Origin of the sequence: Pseudomonas sp. CP-1 (assembly GCF_021213715.1) — a bacterium.
Lineage (GTDB): Bacteria > Pseudomonadota > Gammaproteobacteria > Pseudomonadales > Pseudomonadaceae > Pseudomonas > Pseudomonas aeruginosa.
Map to the genome: position 1 here is coordinate 467,810 of NZ_JAJQKY010000002.1, position 21,772 is coordinate 489,581.

Annotated in this window: 17 protein-coding genes; all 17 read right to left on the bottom strand. The window is 68.3% G+C overall.

Going from position 1 to position 21,772, the window contains the following annotated elements:
• Positions 1–101: 101 nt before the first annotated feature.
• Positions 102–1,496 (bottom strand): UDP-glucose 6-dehydrogenase, encoded by a 1,395-nt coding sequence (locus tag LT948_RS06025; RefSeq protein ID WP_023095285.1) that lies wholly within the window; start codon positions 1,494–1,496, stop codon positions 102–104.
• Complete coding sequence (arnF, locus tag LT948_RS06030; protein WP_003110472.1) at positions 1,493–1,906, bottom strand: 4-amino-4-deoxy-L-arabinose-phosphoundecaprenol flippase subunit ArnF; 414 nt, start codon at positions 1,904–1,906, stop codon at positions 1,493–1,495. Before arnF ends, LT948_RS06025 begins: the two co-directional genes overlap by 4 nt.
• On the bottom strand, positions 1,903–2,250 hold the full coding sequence (locus LT948_RS06035) for an EamA family transporter (RefSeq protein ID WP_003112876.1): 348 nt from the start codon (positions 2,248–2,250) through the stop codon (positions 1,903–1,905). The genes arnF and LT948_RS06035 overlap by 4 nt, the downstream gene beginning before the upstream one ends.
• Positions 2,247–3,896, bottom strand: coding sequence for a lipid IV(A) 4-amino-4-deoxy-L-arabinosyltransferase (arnT, locus tag LT948_RS06040; RefSeq protein WP_033995631.1), 1,650 nt, complete (start codon positions 3,894–3,896; stop codon positions 2,247–2,249). Before arnT ends, LT948_RS06035 begins: the two co-directional genes overlap by 4 nt.
• Positions 3,893–4,780 (bottom strand): 4-deoxy-4-formamido-L-arabinose-phosphoundecaprenol deformylase, encoded by an 888-nt coding sequence (gene arnD, locus LT948_RS06045; protein ID WP_003112878.1) that lies wholly within the window; start codon positions 4,778–4,780, stop codon positions 3,893–3,895. Before arnD ends, arnT begins: the two co-directional genes overlap by 4 nt.
• Positions 4,777–6,765 carry a bifunctional UDP-4-amino-4-deoxy-L-arabinose formyltransferase/UDP-glucuronic acid oxidase ArnA gene (gene arnA / locus LT948_RS06050; protein WP_003092116.1) on the bottom strand — a complete coding sequence of 663 codons (1,989 nt, stop codon included), beginning with the start codon at positions 6,763–6,765 and terminating at the stop codon, positions 4,777–4,779. The genes arnD and arnA overlap by 4 nt, the downstream gene beginning before the upstream one ends.
• Entirely contained in the window at positions 6,762–7,781 is a 1,020-nt protein-coding gene (gene arnC / locus LT948_RS06055; protein WP_003112880.1) for an undecaprenyl-phosphate 4-deoxy-4-formamido-L-arabinose transferase, read from the bottom strand. Before arnC ends, arnA begins: the two co-directional genes overlap by 4 nt.
• Positions 7,778–8,926, bottom strand: a complete 1,149-nt coding sequence (gene arnB / locus LT948_RS06060; protein ID WP_073656920.1) for a UDP-4-amino-4-deoxy-L-arabinose aminotransferase — start codon at positions 8,924–8,926, stop codon at positions 7,778–7,780. The genes arnC and arnB overlap by 4 nt, the downstream gene beginning before the upstream one ends.
• Positions 8,927–9,313: 387 nt before the next feature.
• A complete protein-coding gene (locus LT948_RS06065) occupies positions 9,314–10,759 on the bottom strand; it encodes a mannose-1-phosphate guanylyltransferase/mannose-6-phosphate isomerase (protein WP_019484508.1) in 1,446 nt (481 codons plus the stop codon).
• Between the two features lie 196 nt (positions 10,760–10,955).
• Positions 10,956–11,606, bottom strand: a complete 651-nt coding sequence (gene algF, locus LT948_RS06070) for an alginate O-acetyltransferase AlgF (protein WP_033995635.1) — start codon at positions 11,604–11,606, stop codon at positions 10,956–10,958.
• Positions 11,607–11,678: 72 nt separating this feature from the next.
• Positions 11,679–12,854 (bottom strand): alginate O-acetyltransferase, encoded by a 1,176-nt coding sequence (gene algJ / locus LT948_RS06075; protein WP_033991466.1) that lies wholly within the window; start codon positions 12,852–12,854, stop codon positions 11,679–11,681.
• 14 nt (positions 12,855–12,868) lie between these two features.
• Positions 12,869–14,431 carry an MBOAT family O-acyltransferase gene (locus LT948_RS06080; RefSeq protein WP_022579708.1) on the bottom strand — a complete coding sequence of 521 codons (1,563 nt, stop codon included), beginning with the start codon at positions 14,429–14,431 and terminating at the stop codon, positions 12,869–12,871.
• 241 nt (positions 14,432–14,672) lie between these two features.
• Complete coding sequence (algL, locus tag LT948_RS06085) at positions 14,673–15,776, bottom strand: alginate biosynthesis protein AlgL (protein ID WP_003092108.1); 1,104 nt, start codon at positions 15,774–15,776, stop codon at positions 14,673–14,675.
• A 3-nt stretch (positions 15,777–15,779) separates the two neighbouring features.
• Positions 15,780–17,204 carry an alginate biosynthesis protein AlgX gene (gene algX / locus LT948_RS06090; protein ID WP_017002249.1) on the bottom strand — a complete coding sequence of 475 codons (1,425 nt, stop codon included), beginning with the start codon at positions 17,202–17,204 and terminating at the stop codon, positions 15,780–15,782.
• A 12-nt stretch (positions 17,205–17,216) separates the two neighbouring features.
• Positions 17,217–18,848, bottom strand: coding sequence for a mannuronan 5-epimerase AlgG (gene algG, locus LT948_RS06095; RefSeq protein WP_003110465.1), 1,632 nt, complete (start codon positions 18,846–18,848; stop codon positions 17,217–17,219).
• Positions 18,849–18,868: 20 nt separating this feature from the next.
• Positions 18,869–20,341, bottom strand: a complete 1,473-nt coding sequence (gene algE, locus LT948_RS06100; protein ID WP_003092105.1) for an outer membrane porin AlgE — start codon at positions 20,339–20,341, stop codon at positions 18,869–18,871.
• Positions 20,338–21,765 (bottom strand): alginate biosynthesis TPR repeat lipoprotein AlgK, encoded by a 1,428-nt coding sequence (gene algK, locus LT948_RS06105; RefSeq protein WP_073656919.1) that lies wholly within the window; start codon positions 21,763–21,765, stop codon positions 20,338–20,340. The genes algE and algK overlap by 4 nt, the downstream gene beginning before the upstream one ends.
• Positions 21,766–21,772: the final 7 nt, after the last annotated feature.

Genomic DNA, 21,772 nt, shown 5'->3' on the forward strand with positions numbered 1-21,772 from the left:
GGGCGAATAACGCCGCAGGCGTTATCCGCCGATACTCCGGCGAACCAGCGGATAACCGCAGCGGTTATTCGCCCCAGCGGTCGATCCGACCTGGGGCGGCCTCAGGCCTGGCGCAACAGGCGCAGGCCATCTTCCTGTGCGAGGCTGGCCTCGTTGATCGGCAACGAGCAGGACTGCCCGCGTCCCATCGGGTAGTAGTGGAAGCCGTGGCGGGCCATGCGCTCGGGGTCGTAGAGGTTGCGCCCGTCGAAGATCACCGGGGCCTTCAGGCGCTCCTTGAGCAGCTCGAAATCCGGTGCCTTGAATTGCTGCCACTCGGTGCAGATGACCAGCGCATCGGCGCCTCCCAGGGTCGCCTCGGGGGTGCCCATCAGGCTCAGGCGTTCGTCGTGGCCATAGAGCCGCTGGGTTTCCTGCATGGCTTCGGGATCGTAGGCGCGCACCTGCGCGCCGTGGCGCCAGAGCGCTTCCATCAGTTCGCGGCTGGGCGCGTCGCGCATGTCGTCGGTGTTCGGCTTGAAGGCCAGGCCCCAGAGGGCGAAGGTCTTGCCGCGCAGGTCGCCGTCGTAGAACACCCGGATGCGTTCGAACAGCTTGTGCTTCTGCCGCCGGTTGATCGCTTCCACCGCCTGCAACAGGTCGCTGGAGCAATGCGCCTGCTCGGCGCTGTGGATCAGCGCGCGCATGTCCTTGGGGAAGCAGGAGCCGCCGTAGCCGCAGCCGGGGTAGATGAAGTGGTAGCCGATCCGCGGGTCGGCGCCGATGCCCTGGCGCACCGCCTCGATGTCGGCGCCGAGGTGTTCGGCCAGTTCGGCGATCTGGTTGATGAAGCTGATCTTGGTCGCCAGCATGCCGTTCGCCGCGTACTTGGTCAGTTCGGCGCTGCGCAGGCCCATGAACAGCATGCGGTCGTGGTTGCGGTTGAACGGCTCGTAGAGTTCGCGCATCACCTGGCGCACCTCTTCGTTGTCGCAGCCGACCACGATGCGGTCCGGGCGTCGGCAGTCGGCGACGGCGGAGCCTTCCTTGAGGAATTCCGGGTTGGAGACGATCTCGAATTCCAGTTCGCGTCCGTCGGCTTCCAGGCGCCGCTCGATGTGCGCGCGCAGGCGGTCGCCGGTGCCTACCGGGACGGTCGATTTCTCCACCACGATGACGGGCTTGCGGCGATGCTCGGCGATGGCATCGGCCACCGCGAAGACCGCGCCGAGATCGGCCGCGCCGTCCTCGCCAGGCGGGGTGCCGACCGCGATGAACTGCACCCGGCCGTGTTCCACGGCGAGGCGCGCATCGCTGCTGAAACGCAGGCGGCCGCTGTCCAGGCCTTCGCGCAGCAAGGCGTCGAGCCCGGGTTCGTAGATGCTGGCGAGGCCCTGCGCGAGGCGTTCGACCTTGTTCCGGTCGATGTCCATGCACAGTACATCGTGGCCCACTTCGGCGAGGACGGCGGCCTGCACCAGTCCTACATAGCCACTGCCGAATACGCTGATCTTCATGGTGCTTTCCTCGACGGATGATGCGCGGGCGCGGCAGCGGTGCGGCGGGCGTTGACGGTCAACACGCCGAGCACCACCAGGCCTACGCCCAGGGTCTTGCTGGTACTGAAGGTTTCATCGAACGCCGGCAGGCTCGCCGCCAGCAGGTAGACCAGCGCGTAGCTGGCGCTCAACAGGCTGTAGGCGCGGCCCAGCGGCAGGTGGCGCAGGGCGGCCAGCCAGCACAGCAGGGAGGCGGCGTAGGCCGCCACCGCCAGGGCTACCGCGAGCAGCGCGGCGCGCTCCGGCGTTTGCCCGGCCCAGGCTTCCGGCAGCGGCAGGCGGCTCATGCCCCAGCGCATGCCGAGCTGGGCGGCGCTGGCCAGCAGCACGCTGCCCAGGGCCGCCAGCCAGCCGCGTAGCGCGTTCATGCGCTCCTCCCGAGCAGGGCCACGCCGGCGACGATCAGCAACAGGCCGGCGAGGTGGCGGCGATCCACCGGCTCATCGAAGACGAAGCGTGCCGCCAGGGTGACCAGGACGAAGTTCAGCGCCAGCATCGGATAGGCGCTGCCGACTTCCACCCGTTGCAGGAGCAGCAGCCAGCAGAGCAGGCCGAGCCCGAGGGCGAGCAGCGCCAGCCACGGCCACGGACTGCGCAGGCGCGCCGTCCAGCCGTCGGCGGCGACCAGGCGCCAGTGCTCCACGGTGAGCTTCTGCGCAACCTGGCCGAGGCCGGTCATGAGCAGGGTGGCGAGCAGCAGCGCGGCACTCATGGGCGCACCTGCGGCAGGATCGCCAGGACCAGGTTGCCGTTCCGGTAGCGTTCGCCGTCGCCCGGCAACAGCGCCAGCTGGTAGCGGTCGCTGGCGCTGTTGATCCGCAGCAGCACGGCAACCGAGCCGTCCTGGCGTGCCCGCCAGAGCCACTGGCGGATGTCTGCCAAGGGCACGCTGCGCTGGCTGTGCTCGGGGTAGGAGAGGCCGTACTTCAGCTCGCCGCGCGTGTCGTAGAGCGTCACGTCGCTACGACGCAGGCGCCAGGCGAGGGCCGAGGCGGCGCCGAGGTCGTTGCTCAGCAGATGGCGGGCGCCGGTCAGTTCGTCGAGGTGTTCGGCGACGAACAGGTCGGGGGTCTTGTTCTGCACCACATGGTTGGGCATCGCCGCCGGCAGCAGTGCGATCAGTACCCAGCTCGCCAGCAGCGGCGCGGCCCAGGCGCGTAGCGGGTAGCGCCACTGGGCGAGGCCGGCGGCGGCCCAGGCGCCGATCACCAGCAGGACCAGGAACAGCTCGAAGGGTTCTTCCTGGTACACCGGCTTGCGCAGTTGCAGGTAGGCCAGGGCCGCCAGCGCGAGGAGCGCCAGGCCCAGGTTGAGCAGCCCGTTGCCGCGCAGCGCGACGCTGTTCCCCTGGCGCAGCCGCTGCACCAGGGCGTGGCCCATGAGCAGCGCCAGCGGCAGCAGGCAGGGCATGATGTAGGTCGGCAGCTTGCCCCGGCTCAGGCTGAAGAACGCCAGCGGCAACAGCAGCCATAGCGCCAGGAAGACCACCGGCGCCTGGCGCCGCTCGTGCCAGGCCTGGCGCAGCGCGCTCGGCAGCAGGCCGCTCCAGGGCAGGCAGGCGACCGCCAGCAACGGCAGGTAGAACCACCACGGGCGAGAGTGCTGGGCGTCTTCGCCGGCGAAGCGGCGGATGTGTTCGTGCCAGAAGAAGAACCGCCAGTAGTCCGCTTCCCGCGCATGCACGGCGAGCGCCCAGGGCAGGCAGACGAGCAGCGCCGCCAGCACCGCCAGCGCGCCGTAGCCAAGCAGCTCGCGCCAGCGCCGCTGCCAGAGCATGTAGGGCAGGGCGACCAGCACCGGCAGCAGCCAGGCGAGGAAGCCCTTGGTCAGGAAGCCCATGCCGCAGGCGAGGCCGAGCAGGATCCAGCCGAGCAGGCGCGCGCGGCGGCTCCCCGCGTCGAGGGCATGCCACAGCGCCACCAGGCTCAGGTTGACCCAGAAGGTGAATTGCGGGTCGAGGTTGGCATAGCCGGACTGCCCGGCGATCAAGCCGAAGCTGGCGTAGAGCAGCGCGCACGCCAGGCTGGTGCGCGGGTCGCGCCACAGGCGGCGGGCCAGCAGGTAGGCGAGCAGGACGCTGAGGGCGGTGGCGACGACCGAGGCGATGCGCACGCCGAACAGGTTTTCGCCGAAGACCGCCTGGCCGAGGGCGATCATCCAGTAGCCGGCGACCGGCTTCTCGAAGTAGCGCAGGCCGAGGAAGTGCGGCGACACCCAGTCGCCGCCCAGCAGCATCGCCTGGCTGATCTGCGCGTAGCGGGTCTCGTCGGGAATCCACAGGCCATGGTTGCTCAATGGAACCAGGTAGAACAGGCCGAAGGCGATCAGCAGCAGCGACCAGGTCTGGCGGCGGCTCATGGCTGGCGCACTCCCAGCCAGCCCTCGCGGCCGGCCAGGCGGCCGCGCACCAGTTCGGCCAGCGGCAGGCTGCGCGGATCGTCCGGCAGCAGTTCGCCCAACGGGCGGAAGCGGATGCCACGCCGTTCGGCGCGCCGCAGCAGTTCGCGGAACGCCGGGGCGAGGAGCAGCCCCTCGACCTCGGCGTGGATGGTGTAGACGTTGTCGCGGCCAGCGGCGAAGCGTTCCAGGATGAAGTCGTTGTAGGCCTCGCGCGGCAGGCCGGGACCGACCACCTCGTCGAAGGTCGGCAGGTTCACCGGCACCTGCGGGATGCCGGGGCTGCCGTCGGCCAGGCGCGGGCGGAACGCGCCGCGTCCGCGGCAGTCGCTGTTGTAGCGGAAGCCGAAGGGCTGCTTGGCCTCGACCACCCGGCCGTCGGCGCGCCAGCCGGCGGCGGCGGAACAACGCACCGGCTGGCCGAGGATGTCCGCCAGGCAATCGCTGCCGCGGCGGATCTGCTCGCCGAGCTGCTGCACGCTCCAGACGCCGGCGTGGGTCTGCCAGGCATGGTGGTCCCAGGCGTGCAGGCCGACCTCGTGGCCGGCGGCCTGGGTCCGCCGCATCAGCGGGCCGAGTTCGCGGCCGATCGGCTTGCCCGGCCAGGCGGTGCCGGCCAGCAGGATGTCCCAGCCATACAGGCTGGCGGCGCGCGAGCGGAGCATCTTCCAGAAGAACGCCGGGCGCGCCAGGCGCCAGAGGTGGCGGCCCATGTTGTCCGGGCCGACGCTGAAGAAGAAGGTCGCCTTCAGCCCGGCTTCGTCGAGCAGCTCGAGCAGCCGCGGCACCCCGTCGCGGGTGCCGCGGAAGGTGTCGACGTCGATGCGCAGGCCGGCCTGGATCACGCCTGTGCCTCGCGCTCGCGGAGCGCTTCGTGGAGGAAGAAGTCGAGGGTCTTGCCGATGGTCTCGCGCAGTTCGATGGTGGGCTGCCAGTCGAGCAGGCGCCGGGCGTTGTCGATGCTCGGCTTGCGGTGGGCCACGTCCTGGTAGCCGTCGCCGTAGAAGCTGCGGCTCTCCACCTCGCGGAAGCCGGCGAAGGGCGGGAACTGCGCGCGCAGCGGGTGGGCCTCGAACTGGCGCAGCAGTTCCTCGCCGAGCTGGCGGATGCTCGCCTCGTTGTCCGGGTTGCCGATGTTGACGATCTGCCCGTCGCAGCGGCCGTCGCGGTTGTCGATGATCCGCGCGAGGGCCTCGATGCCGTCGTCGACGTCGGTGAAGCAGCGCTTCTGCGCGCCGCCGTCGACCAGGCGGATCGGCGTGCCTTCGACCAGGTGCAGGATAAGCTGGGTGATCGCCCGCGAGCTGCCGATCCGCGCCGAATCCAGGCGGTCCAGGCGCGGGCCCATCCAGTTGAACGGACGGAACAGGGTGAAGCGCAGGCCCTGCTGGCCGTAGGCCCAGATCACCCGGTCGAGCAACTGCTTGGACACCGAGTAGATCCAGCGCTGCTTGTTGATCGGCCCGACCACCAGGTTCGAGCGGTCTTCGTCGAAGTCCGGGTCCTGGCACATGCCGTAGACCTCGGAGGTGGAAGGGAACACCACGCGTTTGCCGTATTTCACGCAGTAGCGGACGATCCGCAGGTTTTCCTCGAAGTCCAGTTCGAACACCCGCAGCGGGTTGCGCGTGTACTCGATGGGCGTGGCGATGGCCACCAGCGGCAGGACCACGTCGCATTTCTTCACATGGTATTCGAGCCACTCCGAATGGATGCCGATGTCGCCTTCGACGAAGTGGAAATGCGGGTCGGCCTTGAGCCGTTCGATGGCGTCGGAGCCGATGTCCATGCCGTGGACCTCGTAGCGTCCGTCGCGCAGCAGGCGTTCGGACAGGTGGTTGCCGATGAAGCCGTTGACCCCGAGGATCAGCACCCGCGTGCGGCGCTGCGGGCCGGACGCCGCGCCACGCAGGCGCGCGCCCTCGACCAGGCCCAGCTCGGTGGCCAGTTGCGTGCCGGCCAGGTACAGGCCACGCTCGCCGCGCTGGCCGAAGCGCAGCACCAGCGAGTCCTCGCCGCAGGCGATCCGCAGCGGGTCGCAGGACAGTACGCTGCCCGGCTCGCGGCCGTGATTGCCGGCGACCACCTCGGCGCTCCAGACGATCAGCTTCTGTTCGCCGACCTGGCAGAAGGCGCCGGGGTAGGGCTGGGTCACCGCGCGCACCAGGTCGTACAACTGCCGTGCCGGCCTGTGCCAGTCGAGCAGGCCGTCCGCCGGGGTGCGCCGGCCGAAGTGGCTGGCCTGGCTCTCGTCCTGCTCGACTTCCGGCAGCACGCCGAGGGCGAGCAGCGGCAGGCTGTCGCGCAGCAGGGCGCCGGCGGCCTTGCGCAGCTTGCCGTGCAGGCTCAGGGCGGTGTCCTCGGGGTCGATGGCGACGGCCTGCTGGGCAAGGATCGGCCCGGCGTCGGCGCGCTCGATCATGCGATGCAGGGTCACCCCGGTCTGCGTTTCGCCGTTGACCAGCACCCAGTTCGCCGGGGCGCGTCCGCGGTAGCGCGGCAGCAGCGAACCGTGCAGGTTGTAGGCGCCGCGGGCGGCGCAGGCGAGCAGCTCGGCGCCGAGCAGGCGGCGGTAGTAGAAGGAGAACAGGAAGTCCGGGCGCAGTTGGCGGATGCGCTCCAGCCACAGCGGATGGTTCACGTCCTCGGGCGCGTGCAGCGGAATGCCGCGCTCGGCGCAGAGGCGCGCGACCGAGGCGTAGAAGGTGTTTTCCCGTGGGTCGTCGGCATGGGTGAAGACGGCGGCGATCTCGTAGCCGGCATTGAGCAGGGCTTCGATACCGGTGCAACCGATGTCGTGGTAGGCGAAGACGACGGCTTTCGAGGTCATGGCGTGGAAGGCTCGCTGGATGAAGAGGTGAAACCGGCCCGCTGCAGGGCCGAGGGAAGCGCGGAGGGCGTGGCGCGGACCACGCGCTCGATGAAGAAGCGCGGCCGCGCGCGCACGTCGCTGTACATGCGCCCGAGGTACTCGCCGAGCAGGCCCATGCCGAGCAACTGCACGCCGCTGAACATGAACAGCACGGCGAACAGCACGAACAGGCCGTTGCCGGCCCAGGCGGCGCCGAAGGCCAGGCGCAGCACGAGGAGAAACAGGGCGAAGAGGAAGCCGGCCAGGGCCATGCCGCCGCCGACCAGGCTGAGCAGGCGCAGCGGCGTGGTGGTCATGCAGGTGACCAGGTCGAACATCAGGTTGAGCAGGCGCATCGCGCTGTATTTCGATTCGCCGTGGGCGCGCTCGGCGTGGGCGACGCGGATCTCGCAGGTATGCCGGGCGAAGCCGTTGGCCAGGATCGGGATGAAGGTACTGCGTTCGCGGCAGGCCAGCATCGCTTCGACGATGCTGCGCCGGTAGGCGCGCAGCATGCAGCCGTAGTCGTGCATGGCGACCCCGGTGGAGCGCTGCACCGCCAGGTTCACCAGGCGCGAAGGCCAGCGCCGCCAGGCCGAGTCCTGGCGCTCGGCGCGGATGCTGCCGACCACGTCGTAGCCCTGCGCGGCGCGCTCCACCAGGCGCGGGATTTCCTCCGGCGGGTTCTGCAGGTCGGCATCGAGGGTGATCACCAGGTCGCCACGGGACTGTTCGAAGCCGGCGAGGATCGCCGCGTGCTGGCCGTAGTTGCGGTTGAGGATCACCGCCACCACTGCGCTGCCGTCGCGTTCGGCGGCGGCCTGCAAGAGTTCCGCGGAGCGGTCGCGGCTGCCGTCGTCGACCAGCACGATCTCGAAGGCGCGGCCCAGCTCCAGGCAGGCGGCCTCGGTGCGGCGCAGCAGTTCGGGCAGGCTGGCTTCCTCGTTGTAGACCGGGATGACCACCGAGACCAGGTCGATCGGATAGGGCTTCATCGACGTTTCTCCAGGATATCCTCGATGGCGCGCGCGACGCGCTCGATGTCGTCGTCGCGCATGTCGGGGAACAGCGGGATGGAGCACAGGCGGGCCGAGTTCCACTCGCTGTTGGGCAGGCTCAGGCGCGGCTGGCGCTGGCGGTAGTAGTGGTGCAGGTGACTGGCGATGAAATGGATGCCGCTACCGATGCCGCGCGCCTTCAGGGCTTCCATGAAGGCGTCGCGGCCCAGGCCGCAGGCCTCGGCGTCGATGCGCAGGATGAACAGGTGCCAGGCGTGGCGCTGCTCGTGCGCGGGCAGGCCGAGCGGCGCCAGCGGTAGCCCGGCGAGGCGCTCCAGGTAGCGTTCGGCGAGGGCCTGGCGGCGCGCGTTGAGCGCGTCCAGGCGCTTGAGCTGGACCAGCGCGAGGGCGGCGTTGAGGTCGGCCAGGTTGTATTTGAAACCGGGCTCGATCACTTCCGCCTGCGGCTTGCGTCCATGGCTCAGGCGGTCGTAGGCATCGACCCCGAGGCCGTGGAACTTGAGGCGGCGGACCCGTTCGGCGAGGGCGCTGTCGTCGCTGACGAACATCGCGCCTTCGGCGCAGGTCAGGTTCTTGATCGCGTGGAAGGAAAAGATCGCCGTGCCGCGGGAGCCTACCGGGCGCCCGCGGTATTCGCTGCCGACCGCGTGGGCGGCGTCCTCGACCAGGGCGATGCCGTGGCGCCCGGCGACCGTGCGCAGGCCTTCGAGTTCCAGGGTGGAGCCGGCGTAGTGCACCGGCACGATGGCGCGGGTGCGCGGGCCGATGGCGGCTTCCACTGCCTGCGCCGAACACATCAGGGTGTCGCGGTCGACGTCGACGAACACCGGGGTGGCGCCGAGCAGGGTGATGACGTTGGCGGTGGAGACCCAGGTCAGCGACGGCGTGATCACTTCGTCGCCGGGGCCGATGCCCAGCGCCAGCAGGGTGACGTGCAGGGCGCCGGTGGCCGAGGATAGCGCCACCGCGTGGCGGCAGCCGAGGCGTTCGGCGAAGCGCTGTTCGAGCTCCTGGTTCTTCGGCCCGGTGGTGATCCAGCCGGAACGCAGGACCTGCTCCACGGCGGCGATTTCGTCCTCGCCGATGCTTGGCCGGGAGAATGGCAGAAAGTCCAGTGACATGTAATGAAGCCTCGGTACTGGGAGGGCGGTACGAAGAGGTTATTTATATGTCGCTGAATGCTGCCTGAACGTTTGTTAAGACTCGCTTAACAACGGCTGAATGAAGACTGAACGAACTCGAAGAAACTGGAGGATAAAGCCGGAAGCCTCGTTTTCAGGGGCTTGCAGGGTTGGTTGGAATGGATCTCGGGTGTTTTCTGAGTGGCCTTTATTAATAACCCGAGTCCTGTTTCTTTAAGGGTTCATTAATACTTGATGTCCGCTCCCCGTGAATATTCCGGAAACTTCATGGAAACATGGGGAGGGCCAGGGAAAGTCAATCCCGTAGGTTGTCGGAAAAAAACAACCCCCTGGCGGATCGCTCCGCCAGGGGGCCGGGTCGACGCTTCAGCGGCTGCCGGCGACCACGTGCAGGGCCGGTTCTGCGGTGCGCCCGTAGACGTCTTCCAGGCGCTCGATGTCGTCCTCGCCGAGGTAGCTGCCGGACTGCACCTCGATGATCTCCAGCGGGATCTTGCCGGGGTTGGCCAGGCGGTGCACGGAGGCGATCGGGATGTAGGTCGACTGGTTCTCGGTGAGCAGGAAGGTCTTGTCGTCGCAGGTCACCTGGGCGGTCCCGGAAACCACGATCCAGTGCTCGGCGCGGTGGTGGTGCATCTGCAGCGAGAGGCGCGCGCCGGGCTTCACGGTGATGTGCTTGACCTGGAAGCGGCCGCCCATGTCCACCGAGTCGTAGGAGCCCCACGGGCGGTAGACCTCGCAGTGGTTCTGGGTCTCGCTACGGCCCTGGGCGTCGAGGTCCTTGACCACGTGCTTGACGTCCTGCACCCGGTCCTTGTGGGCGATCATCATGGCGTCCTTGGTTTCCACCACCACGATGTCCTCCAGGCCGATCACCGAGACCAGCTTGCCGTTGCCGTGCACCAGGCAGTTGTGGCTGTCGTGGACCAGCACGTCGCCCTTGGTGACGTTGCCGTTGGCGTCCTTGGCGTGCACGTCCCAGATCGACGACCAGCTGCCGACATCGTTCCAGCCGGCGGACAGCGGCACCACGCAGGCGCGCGAGGTCTTCTCCATCACCGCGTAGTCGATGGAGTTGTCCGGGCAGCATTCGAAGGTGGCGGCGTCGATGTTCACCAGGTCGCCGTCGTGCTGGCTGCGCTCCAGGGCCAGCAGGCAGGTGTCGTAGATGTCGGCGTCGTGCTTCTTCAGTTCTTCCAGGTAGCGGCTGGCGCGGAACAGGAACATGCCGCTGTTCCAGTAGTAGCCGCCGGCGGCGACGAACTCGCGGGCGCGGGCTTCGTCGGGCTTCTCGACGAAGCTCTGCACCCGGCTGACGCCTTCCGGCAGTTGCGCATCGGCGCTCGCGCGGATGTAGCCGTAGCCGGTCTCGGGGCGGCTGGCGGGAATGCCGAAGAGCACCATCTCGCCCTTTTCGGCGGCGTTGGTGGCCAGCGCCAGGGCCTGCTGGAAGGCGCGCTGGTCCTCGATCACGTGGTCGGCGGGAAGGATCAGCAGCAGTTCGTCGCGGCCTTCGGCGACCAGTTTCATCGCGGCGATGGCCACCGCCGGCGCCGTGTTGCGGCCGAAGGGTTCGAGGAGGATCGCCTGGCTCGCCAGGTTCTGCGCCTCCAGCTGTTCCTGGACGATGAAGCGGTGCTCCTTGTTGCACACCAGCAGCGGCGCCTGCATGCCGTCGAAGGCCAGGCGCTTGATGGTCTGCTGGAACAGGGTGTCGTCGCCGGTAAGGGCGAGGAACTGCTTGGGGTACTGCTTGCGGGAAAGAGGCCAGAGTCGCGAGCCGCTGCCACCGGAAAGGATTACTGGGATCATGTTGTTTCTCCTTGAAGCGATGCGTCTGTCTAGGGATCCCGCCGCGCGGCGGGATATCTCGTTACCGGGCTCCACGGAGCCCCGGGTGACCTCTCCAGTGCGCTCCTTCTGCGGGAGCGCTGACGGTTGGTGCGCCGGTGTCGGGCCGGTCTTGTTGTGTGGAATGCCGGGAGGGGCGAGCCCCTCCCGGTCGGTCTCAGTCCGCCTTCACCGGGCGCTTGACCCAGACCGGCGCGAGCTTGCCGCCGCTGCCGGTGACGTACAGGCAGACCACCTCGCCGCGGGCCAGGGTGACCGGCTTCAGGTCGCTGACCTTCTTGCTGCCGTCGAACAGCGCCAGGTTCACCTTCACCGGGTTGATCTCGCGGTCGCCGTGGCTTTGCGGGCCGACGTCCTTGACCACGTCGGTCTTGCCGTCGGCGGTCTTCAGGGTCAGCTTCGAGCCGCTGAGGTTCTGCACCCGCACCAGCGCCTTCTGCTTGTTCTTGAACGGCGGCTCGGCCACCAGCTGCGGATTGCCGCCGGGCTGGCTGACCAGGGTGTAGTAGCTGTCCGGGTCGAGCTTGACCGGTAGGCTCTGCTGGCCGACCTGGGCGGTGTAGCTGCCGGGGGGGAGGAACTTGAAGTCGCTGGAGCCGAGCGGCGCGACGTCGTTCAGGCTGGTGCTGCCGACCGACACGTCGAGTTCGCTGTTGCCGGCGTTGTAGGCGCGGACGAAGGCCGAGCCCTTGGGTGCCTGGGGCCCGTACAGGGCGCCCTCGTCGGCCTGCGCGGCGAATGCGGCGACGCCGAGGGAAAGTGCGCAGGCCAGGCGGGTCCAGGTGTGGCGGCGGGTCATCGGGTTCATGGGTATTCCTCCGTTGCTTCTTCTTCAGCGGGGCGTTCGGCCCCGTGGGTAAACAGCCTTGGCTGTGTTCGTTCAATCGTTGCGGCTGGCGGCCAGGCGCTCGTCGCGGCCGCCGCTGGCCTTCAGCTGGGCGACCCAGTCGGCGTCGAACTGGCTGAGGTCGCTGGCCATCGGCAGGTAGCGCTCGGGAAACTCCCAGACCAGCAGTTGCGGCGGGTCCTTGCGGAAGCCTTCGTCCTGCAGCAGTTCCAGCATCGGTTCGAGGGGGCCCTTGCCTTCCTTCGCGTAATTGATCAGGTCGGCGGACAGCGCCTGTTTCAGCGCGCCCTCGAAGTTCCACCTGGGGTTGGCGCTGTAGCTGGTGCCGACCAGCGCCAGGCGCGGTTGCTGGCTATCGCCGAAGAGGTCGTCGCCCGCGCCGGACTGCTGGTCGCCCGGCAGTGCCGGCGCGGCTTCGGTGGTGCGTTGCTGCAACTGCTCCGGACGTGGCAGCAGTTCGTCGAACAGCGGGTCGAGCGGCAGGAAGCTGAGCAGGTCGCCCTTGTGCGTGCGTTCTTCGCCGACGCGGGTGACGAAGTTCTGCGCCGGCACATCCAGCAGGTGCGTCTCGCGGATCTCCGCGCCGAGGCGCTGGGCCACGGTTTCCGCGCCGAGCGGCGACCAGTGGGTGTCGGTGCGCAGGAATACCGCGCCGTTGTCCTTGGCCTGGCGCAGGCTGCCGAGCAGGTCGGGACTGTCGATGCCGGCGGCGCGGGCGCGGGCCAGGAAGTCCTGGTAGAGACTGTCGTGCAGCGCGGCCGGCTGCTCGCGGCCGATGTGCTCGGGATACAGGCGGGCCTTGGCCGGGATCACCGCGAGCACCAGCTTGACGCCGCGCCGGTTCAGCTCCCGCTGCACGCCGCGTACCAGTGCCCAGTTGTCTTCCAGTTGCTGACCGCTCGGTGCCGGCTTGAACTCTTCGTCGGTGAACAGCCAGCCGTCCTTGCCGATCACCACGCCGGGGCGGCCTTCGTGGAACAGCGTGTAGTCGAGTGCGGCCCAGAGGTTGGTGCCCAGGCGCTTGATCGGGAATTCCTTGTCGTAGTGGGCTTCGAAGGCGTGCGCCAGCTTGCCGTTGAGCAGTGGCGTATCGGCCGCGGCGGAGAAGCCCGGCACGCTCTTCAGCGACCATCCGGCGAGCCCCAGCAGCAGCCCGCCGAAGGCGGCGATATAGGCGTATTGCAGGGGGCGGGAAATGCTCTGTGTCATGGCGTGGGCCTCGCTCAGAACTGGAAGTAGAGGAATGGCGAGTAGCTCTGCGCGGAGAGCTTCAGCACCGAGGCGGCGAACAGCAGGAGCAGCGCCAGGCGGGTGGCCAGGACGGGCAACTGGCTGAGCCAGCTCGGCTGGTAGACCAGCGCGCCGCTCGGCGAGTAGGCGATCGCCGCCGGGTCGCCGGCGGCCTCGCGCGGGGCGCGCGGCTGGGCACTGGCCGGGCCGTCGGCGGCCACTTCGTCGCTGTTCGCCGCGGCTTTGGGCGCCTTGGTCTGCAATGGCTGGTTGTAGAACTGGCGCAGGCCGAAGAACGCCAGCACCAGGTAGGCCAGGACCAGGGTGCCGACCTGCAGGCCGGTGAGGCTGGCGCGGTTCAGTTCGGAGAGCTGCCAGGTGCCGAAGCTGAACATGGCTTCGTACATGCGCCAGGCGACCTGCAGGTTCTCGGCGCGGAAGATCACCCAGCCGATCACCACCAGGAGGAAGGTGAACGCCCACTTCAACGGGTTGAGCACGCGCGGCGCGGCGTTCACTCCGAGGGCCCGCTCGATCGCCAGCCACATGCCGTGCCAGGCGCCCCAGATGATGTAGGTGAAGTTGGCGCCGTGCCACAGGCCGCCGAGGAGCATGGTCAGGAACAGGTTGCGGTAGGTCTGGAAGGTGCTGCCGCGGTTGCCGCCCAGGCTGATGTAGAGGTAGTCGCGCAGCCAGGTCGACAGGCTGATGTGCCAGCGCCGCCAGAACTCGGTGATCGACTGGCTGATGTAGGGCTGGTTGAAGTTCTCCATGAAGCGGAAGCCCATCATCAGGCCGAGGCCGATGGCCATGTCGCTGTAGCCGGAGAAGTCGAAGTAGAGCTGCGCGGTGTAGGCCAGGGCGCCGAGCCAGGCGTCGCCGGTGGTCGGGTTCTGCAGGGCGAAGCAGTGGTCGGCGAGGGCGGCCAGGGTGTCGGCGATGAACACCTTCTTGACGAAGCCCTGCATGAAGCGGGTGCAGCCTTCGGCGAACTTGTCGACAGTGTGGGTGCGGTGGTTGAACTGGTCGACCAGGTCCTTGAAGCGCAGCACCGGGCCGGCGATCAGGTGCGGGAAGATCGCGACGAAGGCGGCGAAGTCGATCAGGTTGTGGGTCGCCGGGGTATCGCCGCGGTAGACGTCGATGATGTAGCTGATCGACTCGAAGGTGTAGAAGGAGATGCCGATCGGCAGCAGGATGTGGGTCAGCACGAACGGCTGCATGCCGAACGAGGTGATGATCTCGTTGAGGCTGTCGACGCCGAAGTTGGCGTACTTGAAGTACCCGAGCACGCAGAGGTCGACCACCACGCCGAGGATCAGCCAGCGTTGCGCGGCCCTGGTGCGTACGCCGGCGGCGCCGATGCGCAGGCCGATCCAGTAGTTGAAGACGGTGACCCCGGCGAACAGCAGGAGGAAGTCCACCCGCCACCAGGCGTAGAACAGGTAGCTGGCGATCAGCAGCAGCAGGTTCCGGTAACGTTCGCCGCTCAGGTAGTACAGGCCGAGAAAGACCGGCAGGAACAGGAACAGGAACACGTTTGAAGAAAAGACCATGCCGTCTCTCTCTCTAGAGCGTCAACCATTCAGGTCGGCCCTGCCTTTCCGCGCCCTGGAGCGCTCGAGGAAAGGCGGGACGACCCGCCGTTTTCCTCCCCGTGGTGTTGCCTAAGGTGTTGCGCCCGCCCGCGTCTGTCGCGCATGGGTCGGGGTGTGGCGCCTGTTGGGACGCCTGGTCGGCGAGCGGGGTAGAGGGGCGCGTGGCCCCCGGCCTGTGCGCCCGCTTCCCGCCACGCCCTCAACTTCCCCCTTCGCGGCTGAACACCCGCGTCACTTCGCCGCCGAGGCGGAAACTGTTGAACGGCTCGCGGTCCTTCTTCGCCTCGAGCATCTTCGGCTCGCAGCGGTAGAGGGCGCAGTAGGGCTCCAGCCAGGCGTACTTGTTGTCGACCTTGAGGTCGGTCATGTCCTGGTCCTCGCCGGTCTTCTCCTCGAAGGTTTCCTCGTCGTCGACTCCCTTCATCACCCGCTCGGCCAGGCGCTGCAGGGCGCCGTGGTTCTCCTGGCGCAGGTCGACGCCGTTGACCTGGGCGAACGCGGCGATCATCGCCAGCGGCGGCAGCGCATAGTTGTGGTAGGCGAGGGCGCGCTGGCGGCGCTTGAGTTCGTTGGGCAGGAAGCCCTGCTCGTCGACCTGGTTGGCGGCGACCTTGAACTCGCTCACCGCCCAGTCGAAGAGGTCGCGGCGGTTGGTCACCACCGCGGTGGACATCACCGACCAGGCCGCCCAGTAGGAATGGTTGTTGATCTTCTTCAGCGGCAGGCCGCTCCAGTCGCGGACTACCTGGGTGCCGAGCCGGGCGAACCAGTCCTCGATTTCCCGGCTCTGCTCGGCGTGGGCCGCGAGCGGCCGCGAGCTGGAGAACTTCAGGCGCATGTAGGCGCCGGAGAGGCTGCCCAGCGCCCATTTGCGCATGGACTTGCCGGTGTGGTTGAAGTCGTCGCTCTGCAGGGCGCCGGCGCGGGCCCAGGCGCTCATCCAGTTCAGTGCGCAGGCCAGGTCGCCGTCGCGGCCGCTGCGCATGTACTGGGTGACCAGCTTGGTGGCGCCGCGCTCCATGTCGGTGATGTCCTTGATCTGCGAGCGGAAGGTCTTCTCCGCCTTGACGTTGAGGGTCGCCCGCGCCGAATCGGAGCCTTCGTACTTGCTGGTGAAGACCAGGCTGCCGGTATACGGCGGCGGCACCGCGGGGCAACTGCCGGCGCTGCCCTTGCGCTCGCCGACCGCCGCGTAGTAGCCGGGCGGGGGTACCAGGTCGGCGGCCTGGCTGACCTGGCTGGCGAGCAATGCCGCGGCGAGGGCGCCGGGCAGGGCGATACGGATCAGGTGGGACGTTTTCATCGTTTACCTCCCGGCCACCGACTGGCTGGCCTTGGCGGGCGCCGCCTGGCAGATGCTGGCCTGGACCTCCAGGCCCTGGGGCATGTCCTCCGGCGCTTCGATTTCCAGGGAAAGGAACTGCTGGTCGGCCCAGTCGCTGTCGTTGCGCAGCTGGAAGACGTAGCGGCCGCCGGTATCGACGGCTTTCGACTGCTCGATCTTCAACTGCTCGCGGCGGCCGTTCATGTACCAGATGGTGTTCTTCAACTCGTGTACCGAAGGGTCGCTGTAGGTCACGTCGGCGACGTAGCTGCCGCTGCGGATCGGTAGCGCGGCGCTGTTCAGCAGCACCTCGTTGCGGCCCTGGCGCAGCTTGACCTTGCGGCTGAGCACGGTCTTCCGGCCGGAGCAGCCGTTGTCCACCAGCGGCATGGCCTGGCGGTAGAAGCTCTTCTGCGCCATGTCGTAGTGGGTGGCGAATTCCCAGATGAGGATCTTCGGCGGGTTCTTGTGGAATTCCTCGCTGGTCATGTACGCCAGCAGCGAACTGTCGAAGCCGCCGCCGGACACCGCGTTGTTGAGGATGTCGGCGCCGCTGAACTCCTCCAGGAAGCCGGCGAAGTTGTAGGCCGGGCCGCTGTTGGAGGTGCCGACCAGGGCGATCTGCGGGTTGCCGCCGTCGCCGAACAGGTCGCCGCTGTCGCTGGCGCCCACCGGCTCGGTCTCGAAACGGTCGACGTACTGGGTGGCGTAGCTGTTGCCGCAGAGCTGCGCGGCGGCCTTGTGGAAGGTGCCGAGCTTGGACAGCAGACCGACGCGCTTGCTTTCGAACTGCTTCTTGGGGATCGCCTCGAAGCCGGGCACCTGCTTCAGCGTCTCGGCCACGATCTTCGCGCTGCGCCGGGCGCCATGGGGAGTCCAGTGGTGGTCGCCCTTGAAGTAGTAGGCGTGCTCCTCCTTCTCGTCGAACAGCGGCGAGAAGTCCGGGGTCCAGATGCCGGCCTGGCGGAAGCGGGCGATGGTCGCCAGGTAGTTCTTCTTCGCCAGCTCGTAGTCGAAGCCGGCCTTTTCCGCCGGACTGAGCTTCTCGCGGTTCACCAGGCCGCGGGTCGGCTGGTAGACCACCACCAGCTCGATGCCCTTGCGCTTGAGTTCGTCGCGCAGTGCGCGGAGTTCGCGCCAGCCTTCGGCGCTGGTGCCGAAGTCGGTACGCAGGTCGTAGGTGGTGCGGAACAGCCAGTCGTCCTGGGCCTGCACCAGGTGGGTGAAGAAGCCCAGGTACTTGGTGTTGTAGCGCGAGTCGTCGGCGGCGGCCGGGCACAGGTTGCCGGCCGGCAGCGCCTGGTAGCTCGGCGCCGCGCCGGGGTCGGCGGCGAGGGCTGCCTGGGCCAGGCAGAGGCCGGCGGCCAGGGCGCTCAGGCGGAACAGTCGGGAAGTGCGGGTTTTCATGCGTCTGGGTCCTCAGTCCTGGAGTTCGGCCTGGCTTTCCACGGGGTCGATCAGCACCGCCTTGTCCTGGCGCACCAGCAGGTCGAGGATCTGGTCCTGCTTCTCGCCGAGAACGCCGGGCAGGCTGATGCCGGAGGATTTGGTCGGGGCGAGCATCGCCACCCGGTACAGTTCGAGGCTCAGCGGCGAATCCACCGAGAGCGGGCCGGAGCCGTTGCCGGCGAGCTTGCCGCCGACCACGATCAGCGAGACCTTGGTGTCGAACGGGTCGAGGGCGATGTTGCGGTCGGTGTTGGTGAGGTCCTTGATGTGGCCGTACACGCCGATCAGCTGGTTGCCCGCCGCGAGGTTCTCGTAGAGGCGGATGTTCACGCTGTTGCGCACGCGGATGCCGTGGCGGCGGTTGGCCAGGACCTGGTTGCCCCAGAGCAGGTTGTCGCCGCTCTCGTAGAGGGTGATGCCGTCGGAATGGTTGCGGTAGACCTCGTTGTAGGCCACCAGGTTGCCCTCGCTGTTACGGTCGAGGACGATCCCGGAAAGCTTGTTCTCGTAGCTGCGGTTGTTGAAGATGAAGCTGTCGTTGACTTCCCGCGAGACGATGATGCCGTGCTTCTTCCTGGTCCCGTGGACGGTGTTGTCGGCGATGATCAGGCGGTGCGAACGGTCGTGCGGGTCGATGCCGTAGACGATGTTGTCGCGGTAGGTGTTGCCCTTCACCACCAGGTCGTCGGCCTCGTAGCAATAGAAGCCGTACCAGCTGTCGACGATGGTCGAGTCGATCACCCAGCCCTTGGGGCGCGGGCGCTTCATCTGCTTGTCCATGCCCGGGCTGTACTGCGAGATGGAGATGCCGTAGGCCTTGGAGGCGTTGTAGCCGAAGCTGGTGAAGGTGCTGTTGCTCAGGTACACCTCGGCGCCGCCCCAGGAGATCAGGAACGGACGGAACTCGTTGGGCGTCTTGAACCAGGCCGGCTCCTTCTTCGATTCGCTCCAGCCGGTGACCTTGCTGTCGCGGACGAACAGCATGCCGTCGTTGACCAGGAACGCGCCGCGCTCCTGGGACAGGCGCAGTTCCTTGACCTGCTTGTCGATGTCGAGGGTCGCGCCCTGGCTGACCACGATAGGCAGGCGGGCGACGAACACCCCCGGCTCGACCTGTTCCAGCGCGCTGGCGGGAAGCTTGCCGGCGAGCTGGGCGAGGTTCACGTAGCCGCCTTCGATGAAGATCGCCTGGGGCATCTGGCGCTGGCGCTTGACCCATTCGGCGAGGCGGTTGCTGCCACCGGTGAACTCCTTCAGCGGCTGCTGCTGGACCATGCGCTGCACGCTGGCGCGGCCACCCGGCTTGCGCACGATCTTGGCTTCCACCGCGGCGGCGGTGTAGCCGGAGAGGTCGGGCAGTTTCGGCGGGTCCAGGTGCAACGGTTCGGCCGGCGCGGTGGTCACCGTGTAGTTGCCGGTTTCCTTCAGGCCCTGGGTCAGGCCCGGCTCGTTGCCGGCCTGCGCCGGGACCGGCTGCGGTTTCTCCACCGGCTGCGCCGCCCACGCCTGGCCGTGCAGCAGCACCGCGCCGAGCACTGCCGCGGCCAGCGGGCGCAGGCGCGGGAGCCGGCGGCGGGGGATCGAAAGGGAAATGTCGGGCATGTCCGGTTTCCTCGCGGGGCTCAGAAGCGCCAGATGAAGTCGACGAAGGCGCGGTGCATGGTCGAGTCGGTGCCCGGCCCGTAGGCGTCGCCCGGCTTGAACAGGCCGCCGCGGAAGCGGATCAGCGCCGAGGGCTCGTCGACGTACTGGCTCATCGAGGCCGGCAGCAGGCCTTGCTTGAAGTACTTGGTCACCACCAGGTCGAGTTCCTGGCCGATGTCCTTCTCGCCCGGTTGCAGGGCGGCGTTGATGCCGCTGGTGCCGATGTCGGAGTCGTCGTCGACGCGCCAGAACTTGTGGTAGACCAGGCTCGCGTCGTAGTCCTCGCGCAGTTGCCAGGAGCCGAACAGGGTGGCTGCCTGGAGGTTGCTCAGTTCGCCGCGGAAGGCTTCGCCGAAGCGGTGCACGCGCGAGCGGGTGCCGGTGAAGTTGGAGCGATTGCTCTCCAGCCCGGTCTGCTGGAACTGCTCCTCGCCGTCCTTGCCACCGCCGCTGCCGCGGGCGTAGCCGACGCCGGCCTTCCATTGCTCGTCGATGTTCCAGCGCAGGCCGAGGTCGACGCCGAAGGCATTGACGTCGCCGCTCTGCTTGCCGGTGGCGATGCGCCGGTCGTCGACCGTGGTGGTGGTCAGGTTGTCGCGGTCGCCGGTCAGCCAGGTGGCGCTGGCCCAGTAGTTCAGCGGCATGCTCGAACGATAGTTGTAGGCATCGCCGGTAGCCTCGATGCCGAGCCAGGTGAGCTGGCCGGTATAGGTCTTGTCGAGGTTGTCGACTTCCTCGCCGGGGCGGCGCAGGTGGCCGCTGTCGTCGGCGTGGTGGATGCGCACGCCGATGCGGTGGTGCGGCGCCCACTGGGTGGAGATGTCGCCGAACACATGGGTGCGGTCCTTGTCCTCCGGGGCCAGTTCGTCGAGGTCGGTGCGGTATTCGCTGAAACGCTGGGCGACCCCGGCATGGGCGTTGAGCAGGGTGGTCTCGAAGCTCCAGTTCAGCGCCTCGATGTTGGTGTCCTGCCACTGGCCGCTGTCTTCCCGCAGGCGCTGGCGGCCGAAGCGCAGGTGCTCGCCGGGGTAGGCGGTGAGGCCGGCGTAGTCGACCCAGAATTCGCGTGCGGCGAGGTAGCTCTTGTCCGGCTCGCGACCGTCGTTGCGGCTGTTGTTGCCGTCGTCGGTGTCCGATTGCAGGGTGTCGGTCTCGATGGTGTCGGTGGCGGCCACCGCCTGGCCCATGAAGTAGGCGCTCCAGTCGCCCCACTGGCCGAAGGCCCAGGGCCGCAGGTCGATACCGATGTCGTTGAGGGTGCCGCCGGGAGCGGTGCCGAGGTCGCGATCGTTTTCCGATTCGCCGGTGATCTTCACGTCCAGGCCGAAGTTCTTCGGCGCCTCGCCGCTGTTGGCGGCGAACGCCGGCGCGCCGAGCAGCAGGGCGATGGCCAGGGACAGGGCGCGCGGCGCGAAGGACGGCCGCGGGTTGACGGAACGGGAGCTGTTCATAGGCTTTCTGGCTCTTCTTCGTTGATCGGCGAGTCCTGGCTCTGCAGCAGGCTGACGGTGGCCTGCCAGTTGTTGCCGCGGCTCTGTTGTTCGCGCTTGAGCAATTGCTGCGCCTGGCTGCGTTCGGCCGGCGGCAGTTGCGCTTCGATCTGCCCGAGCAGGTCGCTGGCCTGCGGTACCTGCTGCTGCACGGCGAGCTGGCCGAAGACGTAGGCGTTGACCCGGTTCGGCTGGATGCCGCGGCCCTGCGACCAGAGCTGGGCCAGGGCCATGTCGGCGCTGGCCTGGCCGGCGCGGGCGGCGAGGATCAGGTGGTCGACGGCCTTCTGCGGATAGACCTTGCCGAGGAAGCCGCGGCGGTAGATCTGCCCCAGGTAGTAGTTGGCCTGGGGTTCGCTGGCGGCGGCCTTGAGCAGGTGCCGCTCGGCCTTGCGCGGGTCCTGCGGCGCCCACTTGCCGTCGTAGTAGAGGCGCCCGAGGAGCAATTCGGCGCGTGGCTGGGCGGCGTCCTGGGCGTTCTTCAGGTAGCCGAGCATCTTTTCCAGGTCGCCCTGGTCGGGATAGTCGTAGAGCAGCTTGGCCAGGCTGACCCAGGCCGCGGGGTAGCTCGGCGCGATCTCTTCCAGCAGCGCCTGGGCGGTCTGCGGGTCGGGTTGGCCGAGTTCGCCGTCGGCGAGCACCCCGGCCACCGAGTCGACTCGCTCGCCGGGCACCCCGCCGCCCTTGTAGGCGGCGCGCAGCTGTTCGAGCAGGGCCTTCTGCTTTGCCGCGTTGCCCTGCATCTGGTAGACCGTGGCCAGTTCGTACCAGCACACGTCCATGCGCCGCAGCCAGCGCTGGCAGACCTGCTCGATCTCGCCCAGGTGCTGGGCGTAGGTGCCCTGGGTGCGGTAGAGGATGATCTGCGCCAGGTCGGCCTGTGGCAGTCCGCGCGCGCGCCACTGGTCGATGCGCTGCTGCGGGTCGATTTCCGGCCAGGACTGCGGGTATTGCAGGTAGAGCACGATGAGCGGCACCAGGGCACTGTCCTCGCCCTGTTCGAAGGCCTGGCTGAGCAGGCGCTCGGCCTCGCGGTGCTCGGCGTCGCTGGCGCCGGGCTTGGCCGCCAGCCACTTGCCAAGGCGCGCGCGGGCCCGCGGCGAGGTCTGCGCGGCCTCGCGGTAGAGCTTTTCGGCCTTGGCCTGCTGGGCGCTGTCGCCGCTGGCGACCTGCATGTCGGCGAGGCCGACCTGGGCGTCTGCGTAACCCATCGCGGCCAGGGCCTGGTAGTTGCTCTGGGCGGTGGCGAGGTCGCCGCGCTCCAGGGCCTCCTGGGCCAGGCGCTGGTCGGGCAGCCCGGCGCAGCCGGCGGCCAGGGCGATGGCCGAGGCCAGCAGCAGGTGCCGGGACGCCAGGGGCAGGGGAGGGAGGATGGGCATCTTCATGGTCGGG